We start from the raw sequence: 17,940 nt of genomic DNA, 5'->3' as shown, positions 1-17,940 counted from the left end.
TGGTGCGTGCGGGCGCCGGGGTGCGCCGTCACCCCGGGGGCGTGGGTGTCCTGAACACTTCAGGGACGGTAACCGCGTTCTTCCGGGGCGAACACCCCTTGGACCAGGACTGGTCCAGCTTTTTCCCAACTCAGGACAAAGCGGGATCCGGGCAGGCCGGATCCGGGGGCCGGCGGATGCTCCGGCCCCCGTCCCCGACCTGCCGTCGGGCGCGGATCAGCTGTTGAAAGCGGCGTCGAAGGACGCGCTGGGCGGCTCGAAGTCGAAGGCCTTGAGGCGGGTGAGCGCCTCCGGGGCACCCTGGAGCCGGTCCATGCCGGCGTCCTCCCACTCAACGGAGACCGGGCCCTGGTAGTCGATGGAGCGCAGCATGCGGAAGACGTCCTCCCAGGGGACGTCGCCGTGACCGGCGGAGACGAAGTCCCAGCCGCGCCGGGGGTCGCCCCACGGCAGGTGGGAGCCCAGGCGGCCGTTGCGGCCGTCGAGGCGCTTGCGGGCCTCCTTGCAGTCGACGTGGTAGATCCGGTCGCGGAAGTCCAGGAGGAAGCCGACCGGGTCGAGGTCCTGCCACACGAAGTGGGAGGGGTCGAAGTTGAGGCCGAAGGCCGGCCGCCGGCCGACCGCGTCCAGGGCGCGTACGGTCGTCCAGTAGTCGTAGGCGATCTCGCTGGGGTGGACCTCGTGGGCGAACCGCACGCCCTCGGCGTCGAAGACGTCCAGGATCGGGTTCCACCGCTCGGCGAAGTCCTCGTAGCCGCGCTCGATCATCGACTCGGGCGCGGGCGGGAACATGGCGACCAGGTGCCAGATGGCGGAGCCGGTGAAGCCGATGACGGTGTCCACGCCGAGGAGGGCCGCGGCGCGCGCGGTGTCCTTGATCTCGGCGGCGGCCCGCTGCCGTACGCCCTCGGCCTCGCCGTCGCCCCAGATGCGGGCGGGCAGGATCGCCTGGTGGCGTTCGTCGATGATGGCGTCGCACACCGCCTGCCCCACCAGGTGGTTGGAGATCGCCCAGCACTTCAGGCCGTACTTCTCCAGGAGCTGGTGGCGGCCGGCCACGTAGGACGGGTCGGCGAGCGCCTTGTCGACCTCGAAGTGGTCTCCCCAGCAGGCGAGTTCGAGGCCGTCGTAGCCGAAGTCGCGGGCGAGTCGGCAGACCTCCTCCAGCGGCAGGTCCGCCCACTGGCCGGTGAACAGCGTGAAGTTGCGCGGCATCTCTGTCCGTCCTCCTCAAGCGGCGATCGGTGTGTAGACGGAGTTCTTCTCGGCGCTCTCCTCCACCGCCGCCAGGACGCGCTGCACCTGGAGCCCGTCGGCGAAGGAGGGTTCGGGACCCCGGCCCTCGGCGACCGCGTGGACCAGGTCGCGCGCCTGGTGCACGAAGGTGTGCTCGTAGCCGAGGCCGTGGCCCGGCGGCCACCAGGCCTCGAGGTAGGGGTGGTCGGGTTCGGTGACGAGGATGCGGCGGAAGCCGGCGTGCGTGCCGGGCTCGGTGCCGTCGTGGTACGACAGCTCGTTGAGCCGCTCCAGGTCGAAGGCGAGCGAGCCGCGCTCGCCGTTGAGTTCGATGCGCAGGGCGTTCTTGCGTCCGGTGGCGTACCGGGTGGCCTCGAAGGAGGCGAGGGCGCCGGAGGTGAAGCGGCCGGTGAACAGGGCGGCGTCGTCGACGGTGACCTGTCCGGTGCCGGCGGCGGAGACGGCGGCCAGACCGGCACTGGGCGCGGTGGGCAGCGGCCGTTCCCGCACGAAGGTCTCGGTGAGCGCGGAGACGCCCGCCAGCCGCTCGCCGGCCAGGTACTGCGCCAGGTCGACGATGTGCGCGCCGAGGTCGCCGAGCGAACCGGAGCCGGCGTGCTCGCGGCGCAGCCGCCAGGTCAGCGGGAACTGCGGGTCCACCAGCCAGTCCTGCAGGTACGCGACCCGCACGTGCCGCAGTCTTCCGATCCGGCCCTCGGCCACCATCCGCCGGGCCAGCGCGGTCGCGGGGACCCGGCGGTAGTTGAAGCCGACCATCGCCAGCTGACCCCGCGCCCGTGCCTCTTCGGCGGCGCGGGTCATCGCCTCGGCCTCCTCGACGCTGTTGGCGAGGGGCTTTTCGCACAGCACGTGCTTGCCGGCGGCGAGCGCGGCGAGCGCGATCTTGGCGTGGCTGTCGCCCGGGGTGCAGATGTCGACGAGGTCGATGTCGTCCCGTTCGACCAGGGCGCGCCAGTCGGTCTCGGCCTCCGCCCAGCCGTGCCGGTCCGCCGCCGCGCGCACGGCGTCGGCGTCCCGGCCGCAGATCACGGCCATGTCGGGGCTCATCGGCAGGTCGAAGACGCGGCCCGCGGTGCGCCAGCCCTGGGAGTGGGCGGCGCCCATGAAGGCGTAACCGACCATGCCGATGCGCAGCGGTGGCTTCCCCGCCCGATCCCCGTCGGACGCTTGCGGCTGTGCCATTCGGATGTCCTCCTCGTCGTCGTGACGGGCGGGGGTGGACCCCGCCCGGGGGGCTGGTCAGGCCCGTGGGGCGGGGCTCCTCACTTGAAGCCGGTGGACATGTACTGGTCCACGTTCTCCTTGTCGACGACGGCCGAGTAGCAGGTCACCGTCGAGGGGATCTCGAACTCCGCGAGGCCGCTCACGCCCTTGCCCTGGCCGAGGGCGCGGGCCAGGTCGATCGCGGAGGCGGCCATCGTCGGCGGGTACAGGACGGTGGCCTTCAGAACACCGTTGTCGGCCTTGATGGCCTCGAAGGCGGCGAGCGCGCCCGCGCCGCCCACCATCAGGAACTCGTCGCGTCCGGCCTGCTCGATGGCGCGCAGCGCGCCCACGCCCTGGTCGTCGTCGTGGTTCCACAGCGCGTCGATCCGCGACTGGGCCTGGAGCAGCTGGGCCATCTTGGCCTGGCCGGACTCGACGGTGAACTCGGCGGCCTGGCGGGCCACCTTCTGGATGTTGGGGTAGTTCTTCAGCGCGTCGTCGAAGCCCTGGGTGCGCTGCTTGGTCAGCTCCAGGTTGTCCAGGCCGGCCAGCTCGACGACCTTGGCGCCCTGCTTGCCCTTGAGCTTCTCGCCGATGTAGTGGCCGGCGTTGAGGCCCATGCCGTAGTTGTCGCCGCCGACCCAGCAGCGGTACGCCTGCGGGGTGTTGAAGATCCGGTCGAGGTTGACGACCGGGATGCCGGCGCGCATCGCCTTCAGCCCGACCTGGGTGAGGGCCTTGCCGTCGGCGGGCAGGATCACCAGGACGTCGACCTTCTTGTTGATGAGGGTCTCGATCTGGCCGATCTGCTGGGCGGTGTCGTTGGAGCCCTCGGTGATCTCCAGGGTGACGTCCGAGTACTTCTCGGCCCGCTTCTTGGCGTTGTCGTTGATGGCGTTGAGCCAGCCGTGGTCGGCCTGCGGTCCGGCGAAGCCGATGGTGACCGGCTTGCCGGGCTTGTCGTCGGCGGCCGGCTGGTCGTTCGCGGCGGGCTCGTCGTCGCTGGACTCGTTGCTGGTGCAGCCGGTGACGAGGACTCCGGCGGACACGGCGGCCGCTCCGAAGAGCAGCCCTCTGCGGCTGGTGAACTCTGGCATGGCGGTGAACCCCTTCTTCAGGTCGTGCTCGCGGTACGGCGCTGGACCAGCACGGCGGCGACGATGATCGCGCCCTTGGCGATCTGCTGGACGTCGCTCTGCAGGTTGTTCAGGGCGAAGATGTTGGTGATCGTGGTGAAGATCAGGACGCCGAGGACGGAGCCGACGATGGTGCCGCGGCCCCCGGTGAGCAGGGTGCCGCCGATGATCGCGGCGGCGATGGCGTCGAGTTCGTAGAGGTTGCCGTTGGTGTTCTGGCCGGAGCCGGCCAGCACGATCAGCAGGAAGGCGGCGATGCCGCAGCACAGCCCGGACAGCAGGTAGAGGTAGAGCCGCTGGCGGCGCACGTCGATGCCGGCGAGCCGGGCGGCCTCCGCGTTGCCGCCGACGGCGACGGAGCGGCGACCGAAGGTGGTCCGGTTGAGGAGCAGCCAGCCGATGACGGTGACCGCGGCGAACACCAGGACCAGCGGCGGGATGCCGAGCACGTAGGAGTCGCGCTCGCCGAGGTCGAGGACGCCGTCGACGGTGACGATCTGGGTCCGCCCGTCGGTGATCTGCAGGGCGAGGCCGCGGGCCGAGGCGAGCATGGCGAGGGTGGCGATGAACGGGACCATCCCGCCGTAGGCGATGAGCACCCCGTTGACCAGGCCGCATCCCAGTCCGACGAGGACGGCGGTGAAGAGGATGCCGCCGAAGCCGTACTCCTGGGTGGCGACGGTGGTGGCCCACACCGAGGCGAGGGCGACGATCGCACCGACCGACAGGTCGATGCCGCCGGAGATGATGACGAAGGTCATGCCGACGGTGACGACGCCGATGACGGAGGCCTGGGTGAGGACGAGCTGGAGGTTGCGGGTGTCCAGGAACTCGTCCGGTTTGGTGATGCCGCCGATGAGGATCAGTGCGGCGAGCACGCCGAGCAGCGACAGCGTGCGGACGTCGGCGCGGAACAGCACGGCGCGCCAGGCGGGCGTTTCGCCGGCCGACGGCACCTTGGGGGCGCTGTCCCGCGGCGGGGAGACGGGCTGCGTCATGACGCCGGGCTTCCTTCCATGACGAGGTCGAGTACACGGTGTTCGTCGAGTTCGCGGGCGGGCGCCGTGTGGACGACGCTGCCCTCGCGCAGCACCAGGACGCGGTCGGCGAGGCCGAGGACCTCGGGGACCTCGCTGGAGACCAGCAGCACGGCGAGGCCCTCGTCCGCCAGCCGGCGGACGACCGCGTAGAGCTCGGCGCGGGCGCCGACGTCGACGCCGCGGGTGGGTTCGTCGAGCAGCAGCACCCGGCAGCCGCGCAGCAGCCAGCGGGCGAGCACGGCCTTCTGCTGGTTGCCGCCGGACAGGGTGCGCACGGGCACGTCCGGGTTGTCGGGGCGCAGCGACAGTTCGCGGACCGCCGCGCGGGCCGCCCCCAGTTCGGCGCCGCGGTCGATCCAGCCGGCCTTGGCGAAGCGGGACATGGAGGAGACCGACACGTTGCGGGTGACGGACTCCAGCATCAGCAGGGCCTGCGCCTTGCGTTCCTCGGGGGCGAGCCCGAGTCCGGCGCGCACGGCGGCCCGTACGCTGCCCGGTTTCAGGGGGCGCCCGTCGACGAGGACCCGGCCGGTGTCGGGCTTGCGGGCGCCGTAGATCGTCTCCAGGATCTCGGAGCGTCCCGAGCCGACGAGTCCGGCGAGCCCGACGATCTCCCCGGGCCGCACCTGGAGGTCGAGCGGGGCGAACTCGCCCTGGCGGGACAGCCCTTCGACGGTGAGCACCGGTTCGCCCGACGGGGCGTCGGCGGGCCGCTCCGGGAAGACGTACTCGACGTTGCGCCCGGTCATCAGCGCGACGACCTCGCGGGTCGGCGTCGACTTCGCGGGCAGCCCACCGGCGACGGCCCGGCCGTCCTTCAGCACGGTCACCCGGTCGCCGATGCGGCGGATCTCCTCCAGGCGGTGCGAGATGTAGACGACGGCGACTCCGTCGGCGGTGAGGTCGCCGACGATGCGGAAGAGGTTGTCGACCTCGTCCGGGTCGAGGGCGGCGGACGGCTCGTCCATCACGATGAGCCGTACGTCGTGGGAGAGCGCCCGCGCCATGGACACGATCTGCTGCTGCGCCGCCGAGAGTTCGCCGACCAGCCGGGCCGGGTCGATCTCGGGGTGTCCGAGCCGCTTGAGCAGGTGGGCCGTCGACGCCTTGGCCGTTCCCGACCGGACGACGAAACCGGCGGTGGTCGGCTCGTGGCCCAGGTGGACGTTCTCGGCGACCGAGAGGTGTTCCACCAGGTCGAGTTCCTGGTAGATGGTGGCGATGCCGAGGCGCATGGCGGCGATCGGCGAGCGCAGGACGACGTCCTCGCCGCGCCAGCGGATGGTGCCGGTGTCGGGCTGGTGGGCACCGGCCAGCACCTTGATCAGGGTGGACTTCCCGGCGCCGTTCTGGCCGAGCAGGCAGTGCACTTCGCCGGCCTGGACGTCGAGGTCGACGCCGTCCAGGGCCCGGACTCCGGGGAACGACTTGGTGATGCCGGACATGCTGAGCAGCGGTGGTTGTGGTGCCATGCGGATTCCCCTCGGCGGGCGTACGGGCCGGTGTCAGGGCGATCCCCTTGCGGGGCAGGCGTTTTCGGGCAGGGCGGGGTAGGGCGGTGGCGTGCCGGTACGGGTGGGCTGTTCCGTGCGGTGGGAGCAGGTGTGCTGGGAGCGGGTGCCGTGACGCGGATGCGGTGGTGGTGCTGGGAGCGGGTGCGGTGGTGGTGCTGGGAGCGGGTGCCGTGACGCGGATGCGGTGGTGCCTGGATCAGGTGCCGTGGCGCGGATGCGGTGGTGCTCGGAGCAGGTGTGACGAGGAGGACGAAGAAGCGGTGGGGCTGCTTACGCGGGTGAGAACAGGTGGTCGCTGATGAGCCGGGCCGCGCCGATGACTCCGGCGGTGGGTCCCAGCTCCCCCAGCACGATGGGCAGGTTGCCGGTGGCCAAGGGCAGCGAGCCGCGGTAGACCTGGGTGCGGATCGCGGCGAGCAGGGTGTGGCCGAGGCCGGTCACCCCACCGCCGATCACCACCAGGCCGGGATTGAAGAAGCTGACCAGGCCGGCGATGACCTGGCCGGTGCGGTTGCCGCCCTCGCGGATCAGGTCGAGGGCGGTGGCGTCACCGGCCGCGGCCGCGGCGGCGACGTCGGCGGCGCTGAGCGTGCCGTTCGCCTCCAGCCGGCCGGCGAGTTCGGTGGAGAGCCGCTGTTCGGCGGCCTCCATGGCGTCCCGGGCGAGGGCCGCGCCGGAGAAGTGGGCCTCCAGGCAGCCCCGGTTGCCGCAGGCGCACGGACGGCCGTCGGGCACGGCCTGGATGTGCCCGATGTCGCCCGCGCTGCCCGTCGTACCGCGGTAGACCTCACCGCCGACGACGATGCCGCAGCCGATGCCGGTACCGATCTTGACGCAGAGGAAGTCGGCGACGGTGCGGGCGACGCCCGCGTGCTGCTCCCCCATCGCCATCAGGTTCACGTCGTTGTCGACCATGACCGGGCAGCCGAGGTCCTGGCTGAGCGCCTCCCGCACGGGGAAGCCGTCCCAGCCCGGCATGATCGGCGGAGCCACCGGGATGCCCTCGGGGAAGCGGACCGGGCCCGGGACGCCGATACCGGCGCCGTCGAACCCCTCCGCGAGCCCCGAGGCCTTCAACTTCGCGGCCATGGCGAGTACGTGCTCGAAGACCGCGACCGGTCCCTCGCGTACGTCCATGGGCTGGTTGATGTGCCCGAGGATCTCCAGCTCGGCGTTGGTGACGGCGACGTCGACCGAGGTCGCGCCGATGTCGACGCCGAGGAACCGCAGGTGCGGGTTGAGCCGGATGTTGTGGGAGCGCCGGCCGCCGCGCGAGGCGGCGAGTCCGTCGGCCACGACGAGGTCCGTCTCCAGCAGCCGGTCCACCTCCACGGCCAGTTTCGACCGGGAGAGGTCGACCTGGTCGCCCAGTTGGGCACGGGAGTTGGGTCCGCCGTCGCGCAGCAGCCTGAGCAGTCGTGCCTGGTGGGCGTTGGCGGGTCGCGCTGTCATGCGTCTCACGAACCCCTCCCCGCCTCGATCGGCATGTGCGCGCCGGATTCCGGCCACGTGTGTGGCGTGCTTTCGGATGGGAAAGTAGCAGCGCCTGCCGGAGGTGGGAAGAAGTCGCGCAGGAATTGCCCCCTACTTTTTCCACTCACAGGACAAAGGAGTCCGTGAAGGCACCGGGAAACAGGTCGCAAAGGGGGCGAAAAGGGACCTTCGGGCTGCTCAGGAATCGGCGCGCTCGTGGTACGAGCGCCGGGTGTGCTCGGTGTGTTCGCGCATGAGCCGGGTGGCCAGTTGCTCGTCGTGGGCGGCGATGGCGGCGATCAGCTCGCGGTGCTCGACCCAGGACTGCCCGCCGCGCTGCCGGGCGACGGGCGTGTAGTACCAGCGCACGCGCCGGTCGACCTGGGCGGCGAGTTCGGCGAGCACGGCGTTCCCGGCCAGCTCCATGACCTTGGCGTGGAAGAGGGCGTTGAGGGCGACGGCGGCGTCCACGTCGTCGGCGTCGACGGCCTTGAGCCCCTCGGCCAGGATCTCCTCCAGGGCCGCCACACCCGCGCCGTCGGCGTTGCTCGCGGCCAGCCGGGCCGCCTCCGCCTCCAGCAGCGTGCGGACGGTGAGGAGCTGGTCGGCCTCCTCCTCCGTCGGCTCGTGCACGAACGCGCCCTGCGCGGGCCGCAGATCGACCCAGCCCTCGGTGTTGAGCCGCTGCAGCGCCTCGCGCACCGGCTGGCGGGAGACGCCGAGGTGGCCGGCGAGTTCGCTCTCGACGAGGTGCTGGCCGGGCTGGAGGGCGCGGGTGGTGATGAGTTCGAGCAGCGCCTCGTAGACCCGGTCGCGCAGCGGTCCGGGCCGTTCGAGCCTGGGCACCGCCCCCTGGGGCAGTCCGGTCGACAACATCGCGGTCCCCCTCCTCGGCGGCGCCGCGCACCGCCGCGAACGCCGGTGCACCGCAACGCCAGTAGTGATTGTCTTTCGTCTACAGTCTACGGCGCACGGACACCAGGGGATCGAGGAGTCGGCCTCGTCACACCCGCGACGGGCTCAGGGACAGCGCACGACCTGCCCCGCGTACGACAGGTTCCCGCCGAACCCGAAGAGCAGCACCGGGTCGCCGCACGACACCGCGCCCTGTTCGACGAGCTTGGAGAAGGCGAGCGGGATGCTGGCGGCCGAGGTGTTGCCGGACTCGATGACGTCGCGGGCGACGACGGCGTTGACGGCGCCGAGCCGGCGGGCGAGGGGTTCGATGATCCGCAGGTTGGCCTGGTGCAGTACGACCCCGGCGAGGTCCTCGGGCGCCAGCCCCGCCTTCTCGCAGGCCTGGCGGGCGACGACCGGCAGCTGGGTGGCGGCCCAGCGGTAGACGCTCTGCCCCTCCTGCGCGAACCGCGGCGGCGTCCCCTCGATCCGCACCGCGTGCCCCATCTCGGGCACCGAGCCCCACAGCACCGGGCCGATCCCCGCCTCCTCGCCGGGGGCGCAGGCCTCCACCACGGCGGCGCCCGCCCCGTCGCCGACGAGCACGCAGGTGGTGCGGTCGGTCCAGTCGGTCACGTCGGTCATCTTGTCGGCGCCGACGACCAGCACCCGGCTCGCGCCGCCGGCCCGTACGGCGTGGTCGGCGGTGGCGAGGGCGTGGGTGAATCCGGCGCACACCACGTTGATGTCCATGACGGCGGGCCCGGGCATGCCGAGGCGGGCCGCGACCCGGGCGGCCATGTTGGGCGAGCGGTCGATGGCGGTGGACGTGGCGACCAGCACGAGGTCGATCTCGGCGGCCGTCCGGCCGGCCGCCGCCAGCGCCTTGGCGGCGGCGTGCGCGGCCAGCTCGTCGACCGGTTCGTCGGGGCCGGCGACGTGACGGGTGCGGATGCCCACCCGGCTCGTGATCCACTCGTCGCTGGTGTCGACCATGCCCGCCAGGTCCTCGTTGGTGAGGACCCGGGCGGGCTGGTAGTGGCCGACGGCGGCGATGCGCGAGCCGATCATGGGTGGATCCCCCTCGGTGGTCGGGTGCGGGATGCACCAGTCTGATCAGTGACTCACCGGTACGAGGGCAGGTGAAGCGACAGGAAACGGGTGCCGGGCTTGTCGGCTTCCGTCAGCCTCCGGAGAGGGGGCGCCGCGGCTCCGCGGTCAGCCGGTGAACAGTTGTGCCGCCTTGCGCACGAGCTCGTACAGTCCGTAGGCGAGCGGCGCGCCCACCCACAGCCAGGAGAAGGCGATCAGTCCGCGGCGGTCGGGGCTAGGCGGACTCTGGCTGCTGTCGCCGGTCATCGGCGGCCTCCTTCGGCGTCTCGGGGCCGGGGTCGAGGTCGGGGAGGTGATGGCGGGGGTGGACGGGCCGGACCAGCTCGTTGGCGACGAAGCCGACGACGAGCAGCCCGATCATGATCACCAGCGACAGCCCGTACAGGGACGGGCCGTGCCGGCCCGCCTCCTCCTGGCGGTCGGCGACCCAGTTCACGATCAGCGGTCCGAGCACACCGGCCGTGGACCAGGCGGTGAGCAGCCGGCCGTGGATGGCGCCCACCTCGTAGGTGCCGAAGAGGTCCTTCAGGTACGCCGGGACCGTGGCGAAGCCGCCGCCGTAGAAGGAGAGGATCACCAGGGCGCACAGCACGAACAGCGGCTTGGAGGAGTCGCCCAGCAGCCAGATGAGCGCGTACATCAGCGCGCCGGCGCCGAGGTAGACCCGGTAGACGTTCTTGCGGCCGATGAGGTCGGAGGTGGTGGACCAGCCGATGCGGCCCGCCATGTTGGCCGCCGACAGCAGGGCGACGAACCCGGCGGCGGCGGTCGCCGACACCGGTGCGGAGGTGTCCGCGAAGAAGTCGGTGATCATCGGCGCGGCCTTCTCCAGGATGCCGATGCCCGCGGTGACGTTCAGGCACAGCACGAGCCACAGCAGCCAGAACTGCGGGGTGCGCACCGCCGAACGGGCCGAGACCTGCGGCCCGGTGAGCACGGAGGGCGCTCCGGCCACCGGACGCGCGGTGCGCGGCACCCGCACCAGCACCACGCCGAGCAGCATGAACACGGCGTACGTCAGCCCGTGCACGAGGAAGGCGAGCGCGATGCCGGCGCTGTCGGCACCGAAGGACTCGAGCATCTGCGCCGACCAGGGCGAGGCGATCAGCGCGCCGCCGCCGAAGCCCATGATGGCGATGCCGGTGGCCATGCCGGGCCGGTCCGGGAACCACTTGATGAGCGTCGAGACGGGTGAGATGTAGCCGATGCCCAGGCCGATGCCGCCGACGAAGCCGTAGCCGAGGACGATCAGCCAGTACTGCTCGGTGGCCGCGCCCAGGGCGGAGAGCAGGAAGCCGGAGGAGAAGCAGACCAGGGCGACGGTCATCGCCCAGCGCGGGCCCCGGCGTTCGACGAGGGTGCCGCCGAACGCGGCGGACAGGCCGAGCATGACGATGCCGAGCTGGAAGGGCAGCGCGCTCTGGGTGCCGCTGAGGCCGAGCGCGGACTCCAGCGGCGGCTTGAACACGCTCCACGCGTAGGCCTGGCCGATGGAGAGGTGGACGGAGAGCGCGGCGGGCGGCACGAGCCAGCGGCTCCAGCCCGGGGGTGCGACAGGGGGGCTCATGAGTCCCCCACCGTAGGGACGACGGGGGCCATTGAGAAGGCAGTTGAGCAGACAACCACTGGTACTGCACAAAGCCTTGCTGGGGCCTCTTCCATACTGTAGACAATATTTCGTCGACAGAGATTCGGCGGTTCCCGGTCCTCGGTGTCCCTCGACCGAACGGAGCTCCCCTCGCCATGAAAGTCGCAGTCCTCGGTGCCGGGGCGATCGGCGCCTACGTCGGTGCCGCGCTCCACCGTGCGGGCGCCGACGTGCATCTCATCGCCCGTGGACCGCATCTGGCGGCCATGAGGCAGTACGGCGTACGCGTGCGCAGCCCGCGCGGCGACTTCACCGCGCACCCCCGCGCCACCGGCGACCCGGCCGAAGTCGGCCCGGTCGACTACGTGTTCCTGGGTCTCAAGGCGAACTCGTACGCGGCGTGCGGGCCGCTGATCGAGCCGCTGCTGCACGGCACCACGGCGGTCGTGGCCGCCCAGAACGGCATCCCCTGGTGGTACTTCCACCGGCACGGCGGGCCGTACGACGGCCGCCGCCTGGAGAGCGTGGACCCGGACGGCGCGGTCAGTGCGGTGCTCGCGCCCGAACGGGCCGTCGGCTGCGTCGTCTACGCGGCCACCGAACTCCAGCAGCCCGGCGTCGTACGCCATGTGGAAGGCACCCGCTTCTCGATCGGCGAGCCGGACCGGAGCGTCTCCGCGCGCTGTCTGGCCCTGAGCGAGGCGATGCGGGCCGGGGGCCTGAAGTGCCCGGTCGAGCCGGACCTGCGCAACGACATCTGGCTGAAGCTGCTGGGCAACATCTCCTTCAACCCGATCAGCGCCCTGGCCCGCGCCACCATGCGGCAGATGTGCCTGCACGGCGGCACCCGGCGGGTCATCGAGACGATGATGGCCGAGACGCTGGCGGTCGCCGGGGCCCTCGGCTGCGAGGTCGGCGTCTCCATCGAGCGCCGCCTCGCGGGCGCGGAGAAGGTCGGCGACCACCGCACCTCCACGCTCCAGGACCTGGAGCGCGGCAAGCCGCTCGAACTCGACGTCCTGCTCGCGGCCGTCGTCGAACTGGCGGAGATCACCGGTGTCCCGGTGCCCACCCTGCGCACCGTGCACGCCCTGTCGGACCTGCTCGCGCTGAGGAGCGCCGCATGAGGAAACGCGACCGGAACCCCAAGACCTACACCCGCCTCACCCACCCCCTCGTCCGGGATACGCGCGACGCGCCCTTCCGCCGGGCGACCTGGGACGAGGCCCTGGACCGTACCGCCCGGGGCCTGGCGGCGGCGCGCGGCGCGTTCGGACTGTTCTCCTGCTCCCGCGCGACCAACGAGACGAACTACGTGGCGCAGAAGTTCGCCCGGGTCGTCATGGGCACCAACAACGTCGACTCCTGCAACCGCACCTGCCACGCCCCGTCCGTGGCCGGCCTGTCGGCCGCGTTCGGCTCGGGCGGCGGCACGTCGTCGTACGAGGAGGTCGAGCACACCGACGTCATCGTGATGTGGGGCTCCAACGCCCGCTTCGCGCACCCGATCTTCTTCCAGCACGTGCTGAAGGGGATCCGGGGCGGCGCCCGGATGTACGCGGTCGACCCGCGCCGGACCTCCACCGCCGAGTGGGCGGAGGGCTGGCTCGGGCTGAACGTCGGCACGGACATCGCGATGGCGCACGCGATCGGCCGCGAGATCATCCACGCGGGCCTGGTCAACGAGGCGTTCGTACGGCGGGCCACCACGGGTTTCGAGGAGTACAGGGAGCTCGTCGAGCCGTGGACCCTGTCCCTCGCGGAGAAGGTGACGGGCGTACCGGCGCCCGCGATACGGGAGCTGGCGCACGCCTACGCCCGCGCCGAGCGCGCCCAGCTGTGCTGGACCCTCGGCATCACCGAGCACCACAACGGCACCGACAACGTGCGCGCCCTGATCAACCTCTCCCTGCTCACCGGTCACGTCGGCCGCTACGGCTCGGGCCTGCAGCCCCTGCGCGGCCAGAACAACGTGCAGGGCGGCGGCGACATGGGCGCGATCCCCAACCGGCTGCCCGGCTTCCAGGACATCCTCGACACCGGCACCCGCCTGAAGTTCGGGGCGGCCTGGGACACCGTCATCCAGCCGCACCACGGACTGACCCTGACGGAGATGTTCGAGGCCATGGAGGACGGCTCCCTGCGCGCCGTCTACTGCATCGGCGAGAACCCGGCCCAGTCGGAGGCGGACGGCGAACAGGCGGTGCGCCGGCTGAAGGAGCTGGACTTCCTGGTGGTCCAGGACATCTTCCTGACGAGGACCGCCGAACTGGCCGACGTCGTCCTCCCCGCGACCGCCGGCTGGGCGGAGACCGAGGGCACCACCACCAACAGCGAGCGCCGGGTGCAGCGGGTCCGCCGGGCCGTGGTCCCGCCCGGTGAGGCGCGCGAGGACATCGACATCCTCTGCGACCTCGCCTCCCGCCTCGGCCACGACTGGAAGTACGCCGACGCCGAGGCGGTGTGGAACGAGCTGCGCTCGGTCTCCCCGGACCACTACGGCATGACGTACGAGCGGCTGGACGAACACCAGGGCATCCAGTGGCCGTGCCCCGCCACGGACGCGCTGGAACCGACCTACCTGCACGGCCGCCTGTGGAACCCGGACCCGGAACTCCGGGGCAGGCCCGCCCCCTTCGGCATCGTCCGGCACGACCCGCCGGTCGACCTCACCGACGAGCGGTACCCGATCCGGCTCACCACGGGCCGCCGCCTCGACTCCTACAACACGGGCGTGCAGAGCGGCAGTTTCGCGTCACCTCTCCGTCGCGGCGAGTACGTCGAGCTGTGCCCGGAGGACGCCGAGCGGTACGGGGTCGTGGTCGGCGAGGAGGTGCGGGTCACCTCGCGGCGCGGTTCCGTGCTGGCGCCGGTCTGGGTCGACACCGGACTGCGACCCGGACTCGCGTTCATGACGTTCCACTTTCCCGACGAGGTGGACACCAACCGGCTGACGATCGAGGCGAACTGCCCGATCGCGGGGACGGCGGAGTTCAAGGCGTCGGCGATCCGGATCGAGAAGGTGAGCACCAGTGGACCTGCACTTCGGTGACAGCGAACCGACGGACGACGAGCGTGCGGCCGTGGACGCCCTGCTCGGTCCCCCCGAGTCGTCCTGGGAGGGCGCCGACCGCTCCGACGCCGACCTCAGGTGGGCCCGCGGCGGCCGCGAGGCCCGCGACCGCCGCGACCTGCTGCTGCCGGGGCTGCACGCCGTCAACGACCGGGTCGGCTGGATCAGCGAGGGCGCCCTGCACTACCTGTGCCGCCGCCTGACGGTCCCCCCGGCGGAGGCCTACGGCGTCGCCACCTTCTACGCGATGTTCTCCGTCCGCCCCCGCCCGGCGACGGTCCTGCACCTCTGCACGGACCTGGCCTGCACGGCGGCGGGCGCGGCACAGCTGTGCGAGTCGGTGGAATCCCGCCTGGGCCCGGAATCCGGCGTCCAGGTCGAACGAAGCCCCTGCCTGGGCCTGTGCGAACGAGCACCGGCAACCTTGGTAATCCGAGCCGGCGAATCAGCCTGTCCGGCGTTTGAGGACGAGGCCCGTTCAGGGCCGATGGGGGGTCCGGGGGCGCAGCCCCCGGGGGACGGGAACGGGAAGGGGCGGCGGGGGCGAGAAACCACACGAGCCACCGCCGTCGTCGCCCCCGCCACCCCCGACACCGCGATCCACGCCGCCACCGCCCCCGAGACCGCACCCCCCGAACCCCCACCCACCGCCGCCGTCCCCCAGGCCGGCGACCCCACCCTCACCCTCCTCCACCGCATCGGCAGAGCCGACCCCACCGACCTCGACGACTACCGCGCGAACGGCGGCTACACCGCCCTCCGCCGCGCCTTCGCCCTCGGCCCCGCCGCCGTCATCCGCGAGGTCACCGACTCCGGCCTCCTCGGCCGCGGCGGCGCCGCCTTCCCCACCGGCCGCAAGTGGCAGGCCACGGCCTCCCAGCCGGATCATCCCCACTACCTCGTCTGCAACGCCGACGAATCCGAGCCGGGCACGTTCAAGGACCGCGTCCTCATGGAGGGCGACCCGTTCGCGCTGGTCGAAGCCATGACCATCGCGGCGTACGCGACCGGCGCGCACCGGGGCCACCTCTACCTCCGCGGCGAATACCCACGCGCCCTGCACCGCATGGAGCACGCCATCGCCCAGGCCCGGGCCCGCGGCCTCCTCGGAGAGGACATCCTCAACCACGGCTACGCCTTCGACATCGAGATCAGGCGCGGCGCGGGCGCCTACATCTGCGGCGAGGAGACAGCCCTCTTCAACTCCATCGAGGGCTACCGCGGCGAGCCCCGCGCCAAGCCCCCCTTCCCCGTGGAGAAGGGCCTGTTCGGCAAGCCGACCGTCGAGAACAACGTGGAGACCCTGGTCAACGTCCTGCCCGTCCTCACCATGGGCGCCCAGGCCTACGCGGCGACCGGCACGGAGAGGTCCACCGGCCCCAAACTCTTCTGCGTCTCGGGCAGCGTGGCCCGCCCCGGCGTCTACGAACTCCCCTTCGGGGCGACCCTTCGCGAACTCCTCCGGCTCGCCGGCGTCCGCGACAACCTCCGGGCGGTCCTCCTGGGCGGAGCCGCCGGCGGTTTCGTACGCCCCGACGAACTGGACGTCCCCCTCACCTTCGAAGGCACCCGGGAGGCGGGCACCACCCTCGGCTCCGGGGTCGTCATGGCCTTCGACGACACGGTCCCGCTCCCCCGCCTCCTCCTGCGCATCGCCGAGTTCTTCCGCGACGAGTCGTGCGGCCAGTGCGTCCCGTGCCGGATCGGCACCGTCCGCCAGGAGGAGGCGCTGCGCCGGATCGCCGACCGCACCGGCGCCGACGCCGCCGCCGACATCACCCTGCTGCGCGAGGTCGGCCGCGCGATGCGGGACGCCTCGATCTGCGGTCTGGGACAGACCGCGTGGAACGCCGTGGAATCCGCCATCGACCGTCTGGGGGCGTACGAATGACCGTGACACCGCTGGGGATCCCCCGCCGCCTGCTGGAGTTCACCCTCGACGGAGAGCCGGTCCGGGCGCCCGAGGGGTCGACGGTCCTGGACGCCTGCCGTGCCGCCGGGAAGGACATCCCGACCCTCTGTGAGGGCGACACCCTCACCCCGAAGAACGCCTGCCGCGTCTGCGTGGTGGAGGTCGAGGGCTCCCGCACCCTGGTCCCCGCCTGCTCCCGCAGGGCCGAGCCGGGCATGGAGGTGCGCACCGGCACCGAGCGGGCCCGGCACAGCCGCAAGGTCGTCCTGGAACTCCTCGCGTCCTCGGTCGACCTGTCGACGACCCCCCGCGTCGCCGACTGGATGAAGGAGTACGAGGCGAAACCGGACCGCTTCGGCCCGGACGCGGCCCGGCTCGGCGAGGAACCCAGGATCGACAACGACCTGTACGTCCGCGACTACGACAAGTGCATCCTCTGCTACAAGTGCGTGGACGCCTGCGGCGACCAGTGGCAGAACACCTTCGCGATCTCGGTCGCGGGCCGCGGTTTCGACGCCCGGATCGCCGTGGAGCACGACGCCCCGCTGACCGACTCGGCGTGCGTGTACTGCGGCAACTGCATCGAGGTCTGCCCCACCGGGGCCCTGTCGTTCAAGTCGGAGTTCGACATGCGGGCGGCGGGTACGTGGGACGAGTCGCGTCAGACGGAGACGACGACCGTGTGCGCGTACTGCGGTGTGGGCTGCAACCTCACCCTCCATGTGCAGGACAATGAGATCGTGAAGGTCACGTCGCCGCACGACAATCCGGTGACCCACGGCAACCTGTGCATCAAGGGCCGCTTCGGCTTTTCGCACGTGCAGAACCGGGACTGAACGGAACTGGTAGGGACATGGGACGAGTCACGGAACGACGCAAGGTGCTCCGCATCCGGGACGGGGCGGTCTCCAGCCGCCCCGACACGCTCGTCGCCGAGGAACCCCTGGAGATCCGGCTGAACGGCAGGCCGCTGGCGATCACCATGCGCACGCCCGGCGACGACTTCGCGCTCGCCGCGGGCTTCCTGGTGAGCGAGGGAGTACTCGCCACCGCCTCGGACCTGCAGAACATCGTCTATTGCGCGGGCGCGACGGTCGACGGCTCGAACACCTACAACGTGGTCGACGTGAAGACCGCCCCCGGAGTGGTGATCCCGGACATCACACTCGAACGCAACGTCTACACCACGTCCTCCTGCGGTCTGTGCGGCAAGGCCAGCCTCGACGCCGTGCGCACGACGGCCCGCCACCCCATCGCCGACACTCCCCCGCTGCGTGTCGAGCCGGAACTGCTGGCGGGCCTGCCCGACCGGCTGCGCGAGGCCCAGCGGGTCTTCGACCGCACGGGCGGCCTGCACGCGGCGGCCCTGTTCGACGAGGACGGCGAGCTGCTCGACGTACGGGAGGACGTGGGCCGGCACAACGCGGTCGACAAGCTGGTCGGCCGTGCCCTGCAGAGCGGGAACCTGCCGCTGTCCCGAACGATCCTGCTGGTCTCCGGCCGGGCCTCGTTCGAGCTGGCGCAGAAGGCGGTCATGGCCGGCGTTCCGATGCTGGCGGCGGTCTCCGCGCCGTCCTCGCTGGCCGTGGACCTGGCGGCGGAGACGGGCCTGACCCTGGTGGGCTTCCTGCGGGGCGGTTCCATGAACGTGTACGCGGGTGAGGACCGCATCGCCCTGCGGGCCGCGGCCGCCCGGGGCTGACCGGTCCCGCTCGCTGCACGGCGGCGGGG

15 protein-coding genes are annotated in these 17,940 nt (G+C 71.8%); 5 read left to right on the top strand and 10 right to left on the bottom strand.

The window, feature by feature from the left end; all coding sequences use genetic code 11:
- Positions 1-216: 216 nt before the first annotated feature.
- The 10 genes from AB0A94_RS08565 to AB0A94_RS08520 form a co-directional block, all read right to left on the bottom strand.
- Complete coding sequence (locus tag AB0A94_RS08565) at positions 217-1,215, bottom strand: sugar phosphate isomerase/epimerase family protein (protein ID WP_361740839.1); 999 nt, start codon at positions 1,213-1,215, stop codon at positions 217-219.
- Positions 1,216-1,230: 15 nt separating this feature from the next.
- Positions 1,231-2,439 (bottom strand): Gfo/Idh/MocA family oxidoreductase, encoded by a 1,209-nt coding sequence (locus tag AB0A94_RS08560; RefSeq protein ID WP_361740836.1) that lies wholly within the window; start codon positions 2,437-2,439, stop codon positions 1,231-1,233.
- Between the two features lie 80 nt (positions 2,440-2,519).
- Positions 2,520-3,560, bottom strand: coding sequence for a substrate-binding domain-containing protein (locus AB0A94_RS08555; protein ID WP_361740834.1), 1,041 nt, complete (start codon positions 3,558-3,560; stop codon positions 2,520-2,522).
- Positions 3,561-3,577: 17 nt separating this feature from the next.
- Positions 3,578-4,597, bottom strand: a complete 1,020-nt coding sequence (locus AB0A94_RS08550) for an ABC transporter permease (protein ID WP_361740831.1) — start codon at positions 4,595-4,597, stop codon at positions 3,578-3,580.
- The gene (locus tag AB0A94_RS08545) at positions 4,594-6,111 is read right to left on the bottom strand and encodes a sugar ABC transporter ATP-binding protein (protein WP_361740828.1); all 1,518 of its coding nucleotides are present in this window, start codon (positions 6,109-6,111) and stop codon (positions 4,594-4,596) included. The genes AB0A94_RS08550 and AB0A94_RS08545 overlap by 4 nt, the downstream gene beginning before the upstream one ends.
- 312 nt (positions 6,112-6,423) lie before the next feature.
- On the bottom strand, positions 6,424-7,605 hold the full coding sequence (locus AB0A94_RS08540) for an ROK family transcriptional regulator (RefSeq protein ID WP_361740825.1): 1,182 nt from the start codon (positions 7,603-7,605) through the stop codon (positions 6,424-6,426).
- A gap of 219 nt (positions 7,606-7,824) precedes the next feature.
- The gene (locus AB0A94_RS08535; protein WP_361740823.1) at positions 7,825-8,502 is read right to left on the bottom strand and encodes a GntR family transcriptional regulator; all 678 of its coding nucleotides are present in this window, start codon (positions 8,500-8,502) and stop codon (positions 7,825-7,827) included.
- A 144-nt stretch (positions 8,503-8,646) separates the two neighbouring features.
- Entirely contained in the window at positions 8,647-9,594 is a 948-nt protein-coding gene (locus AB0A94_RS08530) for a beta-ketoacyl-ACP synthase III (RefSeq protein ID WP_361740820.1), read from the bottom strand.
- Positions 9,595-9,741: 147 nt separating this feature from the next.
- On the bottom strand, positions 9,742-9,882 hold the full coding sequence (locus AB0A94_RS08525) for a hypothetical protein (RefSeq protein WP_361740817.1): 141 nt from the start codon (positions 9,880-9,882) through the stop codon (positions 9,742-9,744).
- Positions 9,851-11,203, bottom strand: a complete 1,353-nt coding sequence (locus tag AB0A94_RS08520) for an OFA family MFS transporter (RefSeq protein WP_361740814.1) — start codon at positions 11,201-11,203, stop codon at positions 9,851-9,853. The genes AB0A94_RS08525 and AB0A94_RS08520 overlap by 32 nt, the downstream gene beginning before the upstream one ends.
- Before the next feature lie 176 nt (positions 11,204-11,379).
- Between AB0A94_RS08520 and AB0A94_RS08515 the strand changes: the two genes are divergently transcribed.
- From AB0A94_RS08515 to fdhD, 5 genes are read left to right on the top strand one after another with little or no spacing between them, the layout of a single operon-like run.
- Positions 11,380-12,351, top strand: coding sequence for a 2-dehydropantoate 2-reductase (locus AB0A94_RS08515; protein ID WP_361740811.1), 972 nt, complete (start codon positions 11,380-11,382; stop codon positions 12,349-12,351).
- A complete protein-coding gene (locus tag AB0A94_RS08510; protein WP_361740808.1) occupies positions 12,348-14,276 on the top strand; it encodes a molybdopterin-dependent oxidoreductase in 1,929 nt (642 codons plus the stop codon). Before AB0A94_RS08515 ends, AB0A94_RS08510 begins: the two co-directional genes overlap by 4 nt.
- On the top strand, positions 14,257-16,188 hold the full coding sequence (locus tag AB0A94_RS08505) for an NAD(P)H-dependent oxidoreductase subunit E (RefSeq protein WP_361740805.1): 1,932 nt from the start codon (positions 14,257-14,259) through the stop codon (positions 16,186-16,188). Before AB0A94_RS08510 ends, AB0A94_RS08505 begins: the two co-directional genes overlap by 20 nt.
- Positions 16,185-17,045, top strand: a complete 861-nt coding sequence (locus tag AB0A94_RS08500; protein ID WP_361740802.1) for a 2Fe-2S iron-sulfur cluster-binding protein — start codon at positions 16,185-16,187, stop codon at positions 17,043-17,045. The genes AB0A94_RS08505 and AB0A94_RS08500 overlap by 4 nt, the downstream gene beginning before the upstream one ends.
- 17 nt (positions 17,046-17,062) lie before the next feature.
- Complete coding sequence (gene fdhD / locus AB0A94_RS08495; protein ID WP_361740799.1) at positions 17,063-17,911, top strand: formate dehydrogenase accessory sulfurtransferase FdhD; 849 nt, start codon at positions 17,063-17,065, stop codon at positions 17,909-17,911.
- Positions 17,912-17,940 lie beyond the last annotated feature (29 nt).

Origin of the sequence: Streptomyces sp. NPDC044984, from assembly GCF_040646935.1 — a bacterium.
Classification (GTDB): Bacteria; Actinomycetota; Actinomycetes; order Streptomycetales; family Streptomycetaceae; genus Streptomyces.
Note: the sequence above shows the minus strand (reverse complement) of the source record. Positions and strands in the feature narration are given on the sequence as shown.

What these genes read in the sequence shown, in the direction of transcription:
- AB0A94_RS08525 (WP_361740817.1), bottom strand. Translation starts at nt 9,882, where the DNA reads ATGACCGGCGACAGCAGCCAGAGTCCGCCTAGCCCCGACCGCCGCGGA.
- AB0A94_RS08560 (WP_361740836.1), bottom strand. Translation starts at nt 2,439, where the DNA reads ATGGCACAGCCGCAAGCGTCCGACGGGGATCGGGCGGGGAAGCCACCG.
- AB0A94_RS08540 (WP_361740825.1), bottom strand. Translation starts at nt 7,605, where the DNA reads ATGACAGCGCGACCCGCCAACGCCCACCAGGCACGACTGCTCAGGCTG.
- AB0A94_RS08565 (WP_361740839.1), bottom strand. Translation starts at nt 1,215, where the DNA reads ATGCCGCGCAACTTCACGCTGTTCACCGGCCAGTGGGCGGACCTGCCG.
- AB0A94_RS08530 (WP_361740820.1), bottom strand. Translation starts at nt 9,594, where the DNA reads ATGATCGGCTCGCGCATCGCCGCCGTCGGCCACTACCAGCCCGCCCGG.
- AB0A94_RS08520 (WP_361740814.1), bottom strand. Translation starts at nt 11,203, where the DNA reads ATGAGCCCCCCTGTCGCACCCCCGGGCTGGAGCCGCTGGCTCGTGCCG.
- AB0A94_RS08515 (WP_361740811.1), top strand. Translation starts at nt 11,380, where the DNA reads ATGAAAGTCGCAGTCCTCGGTGCCGGGGCGATCGGCGCCTACGTCGGT.
- AB0A94_RS08555 (WP_361740834.1), bottom strand. Translation starts at nt 3,560, where the DNA reads ATGCCAGAGTTCACCAGCCGCAGAGGGCTGCTCTTCGGAGCGGCCGCC.
- AB0A94_RS08535 (WP_361740823.1), bottom strand. Translation starts at nt 8,502, where the DNA reads ATGTTGTCGACCGGACTGCCCCAGGGGGCGGTGCCCAGGCTCGAACGG.
- fdhD (WP_361740799.1), top strand. Translation starts at nt 17,063, where the DNA reads ATGGGACGAGTCACGGAACGACGCAAGGTGCTCCGCATCCGGGACGGG.
- AB0A94_RS08550 (WP_361740831.1), bottom strand. Translation starts at nt 4,597, where the DNA reads ATGACGCAGCCCGTCTCCCCGCCGCGGGACAGCGCCCCCAAGGTGCCG.
- AB0A94_RS08510 (WP_361740808.1), top strand. Translation starts at nt 12,348, where the DNA reads ATGAGGAAACGCGACCGGAACCCCAAGACCTACACCCGCCTCACCCAC.
- AB0A94_RS08545 (WP_361740828.1), bottom strand. Translation starts at nt 6,111, where the DNA reads ATGGCACCACAACCACCGCTGCTCAGCATGTCCGGCATCACCAAGTCG.
- AB0A94_RS08500 (WP_361740802.1), top strand. Translation starts at nt 16,185, where the DNA reads ATGACCGTGACACCGCTGGGGATCCCCCGCCGCCTGCTGGAGTTCACC.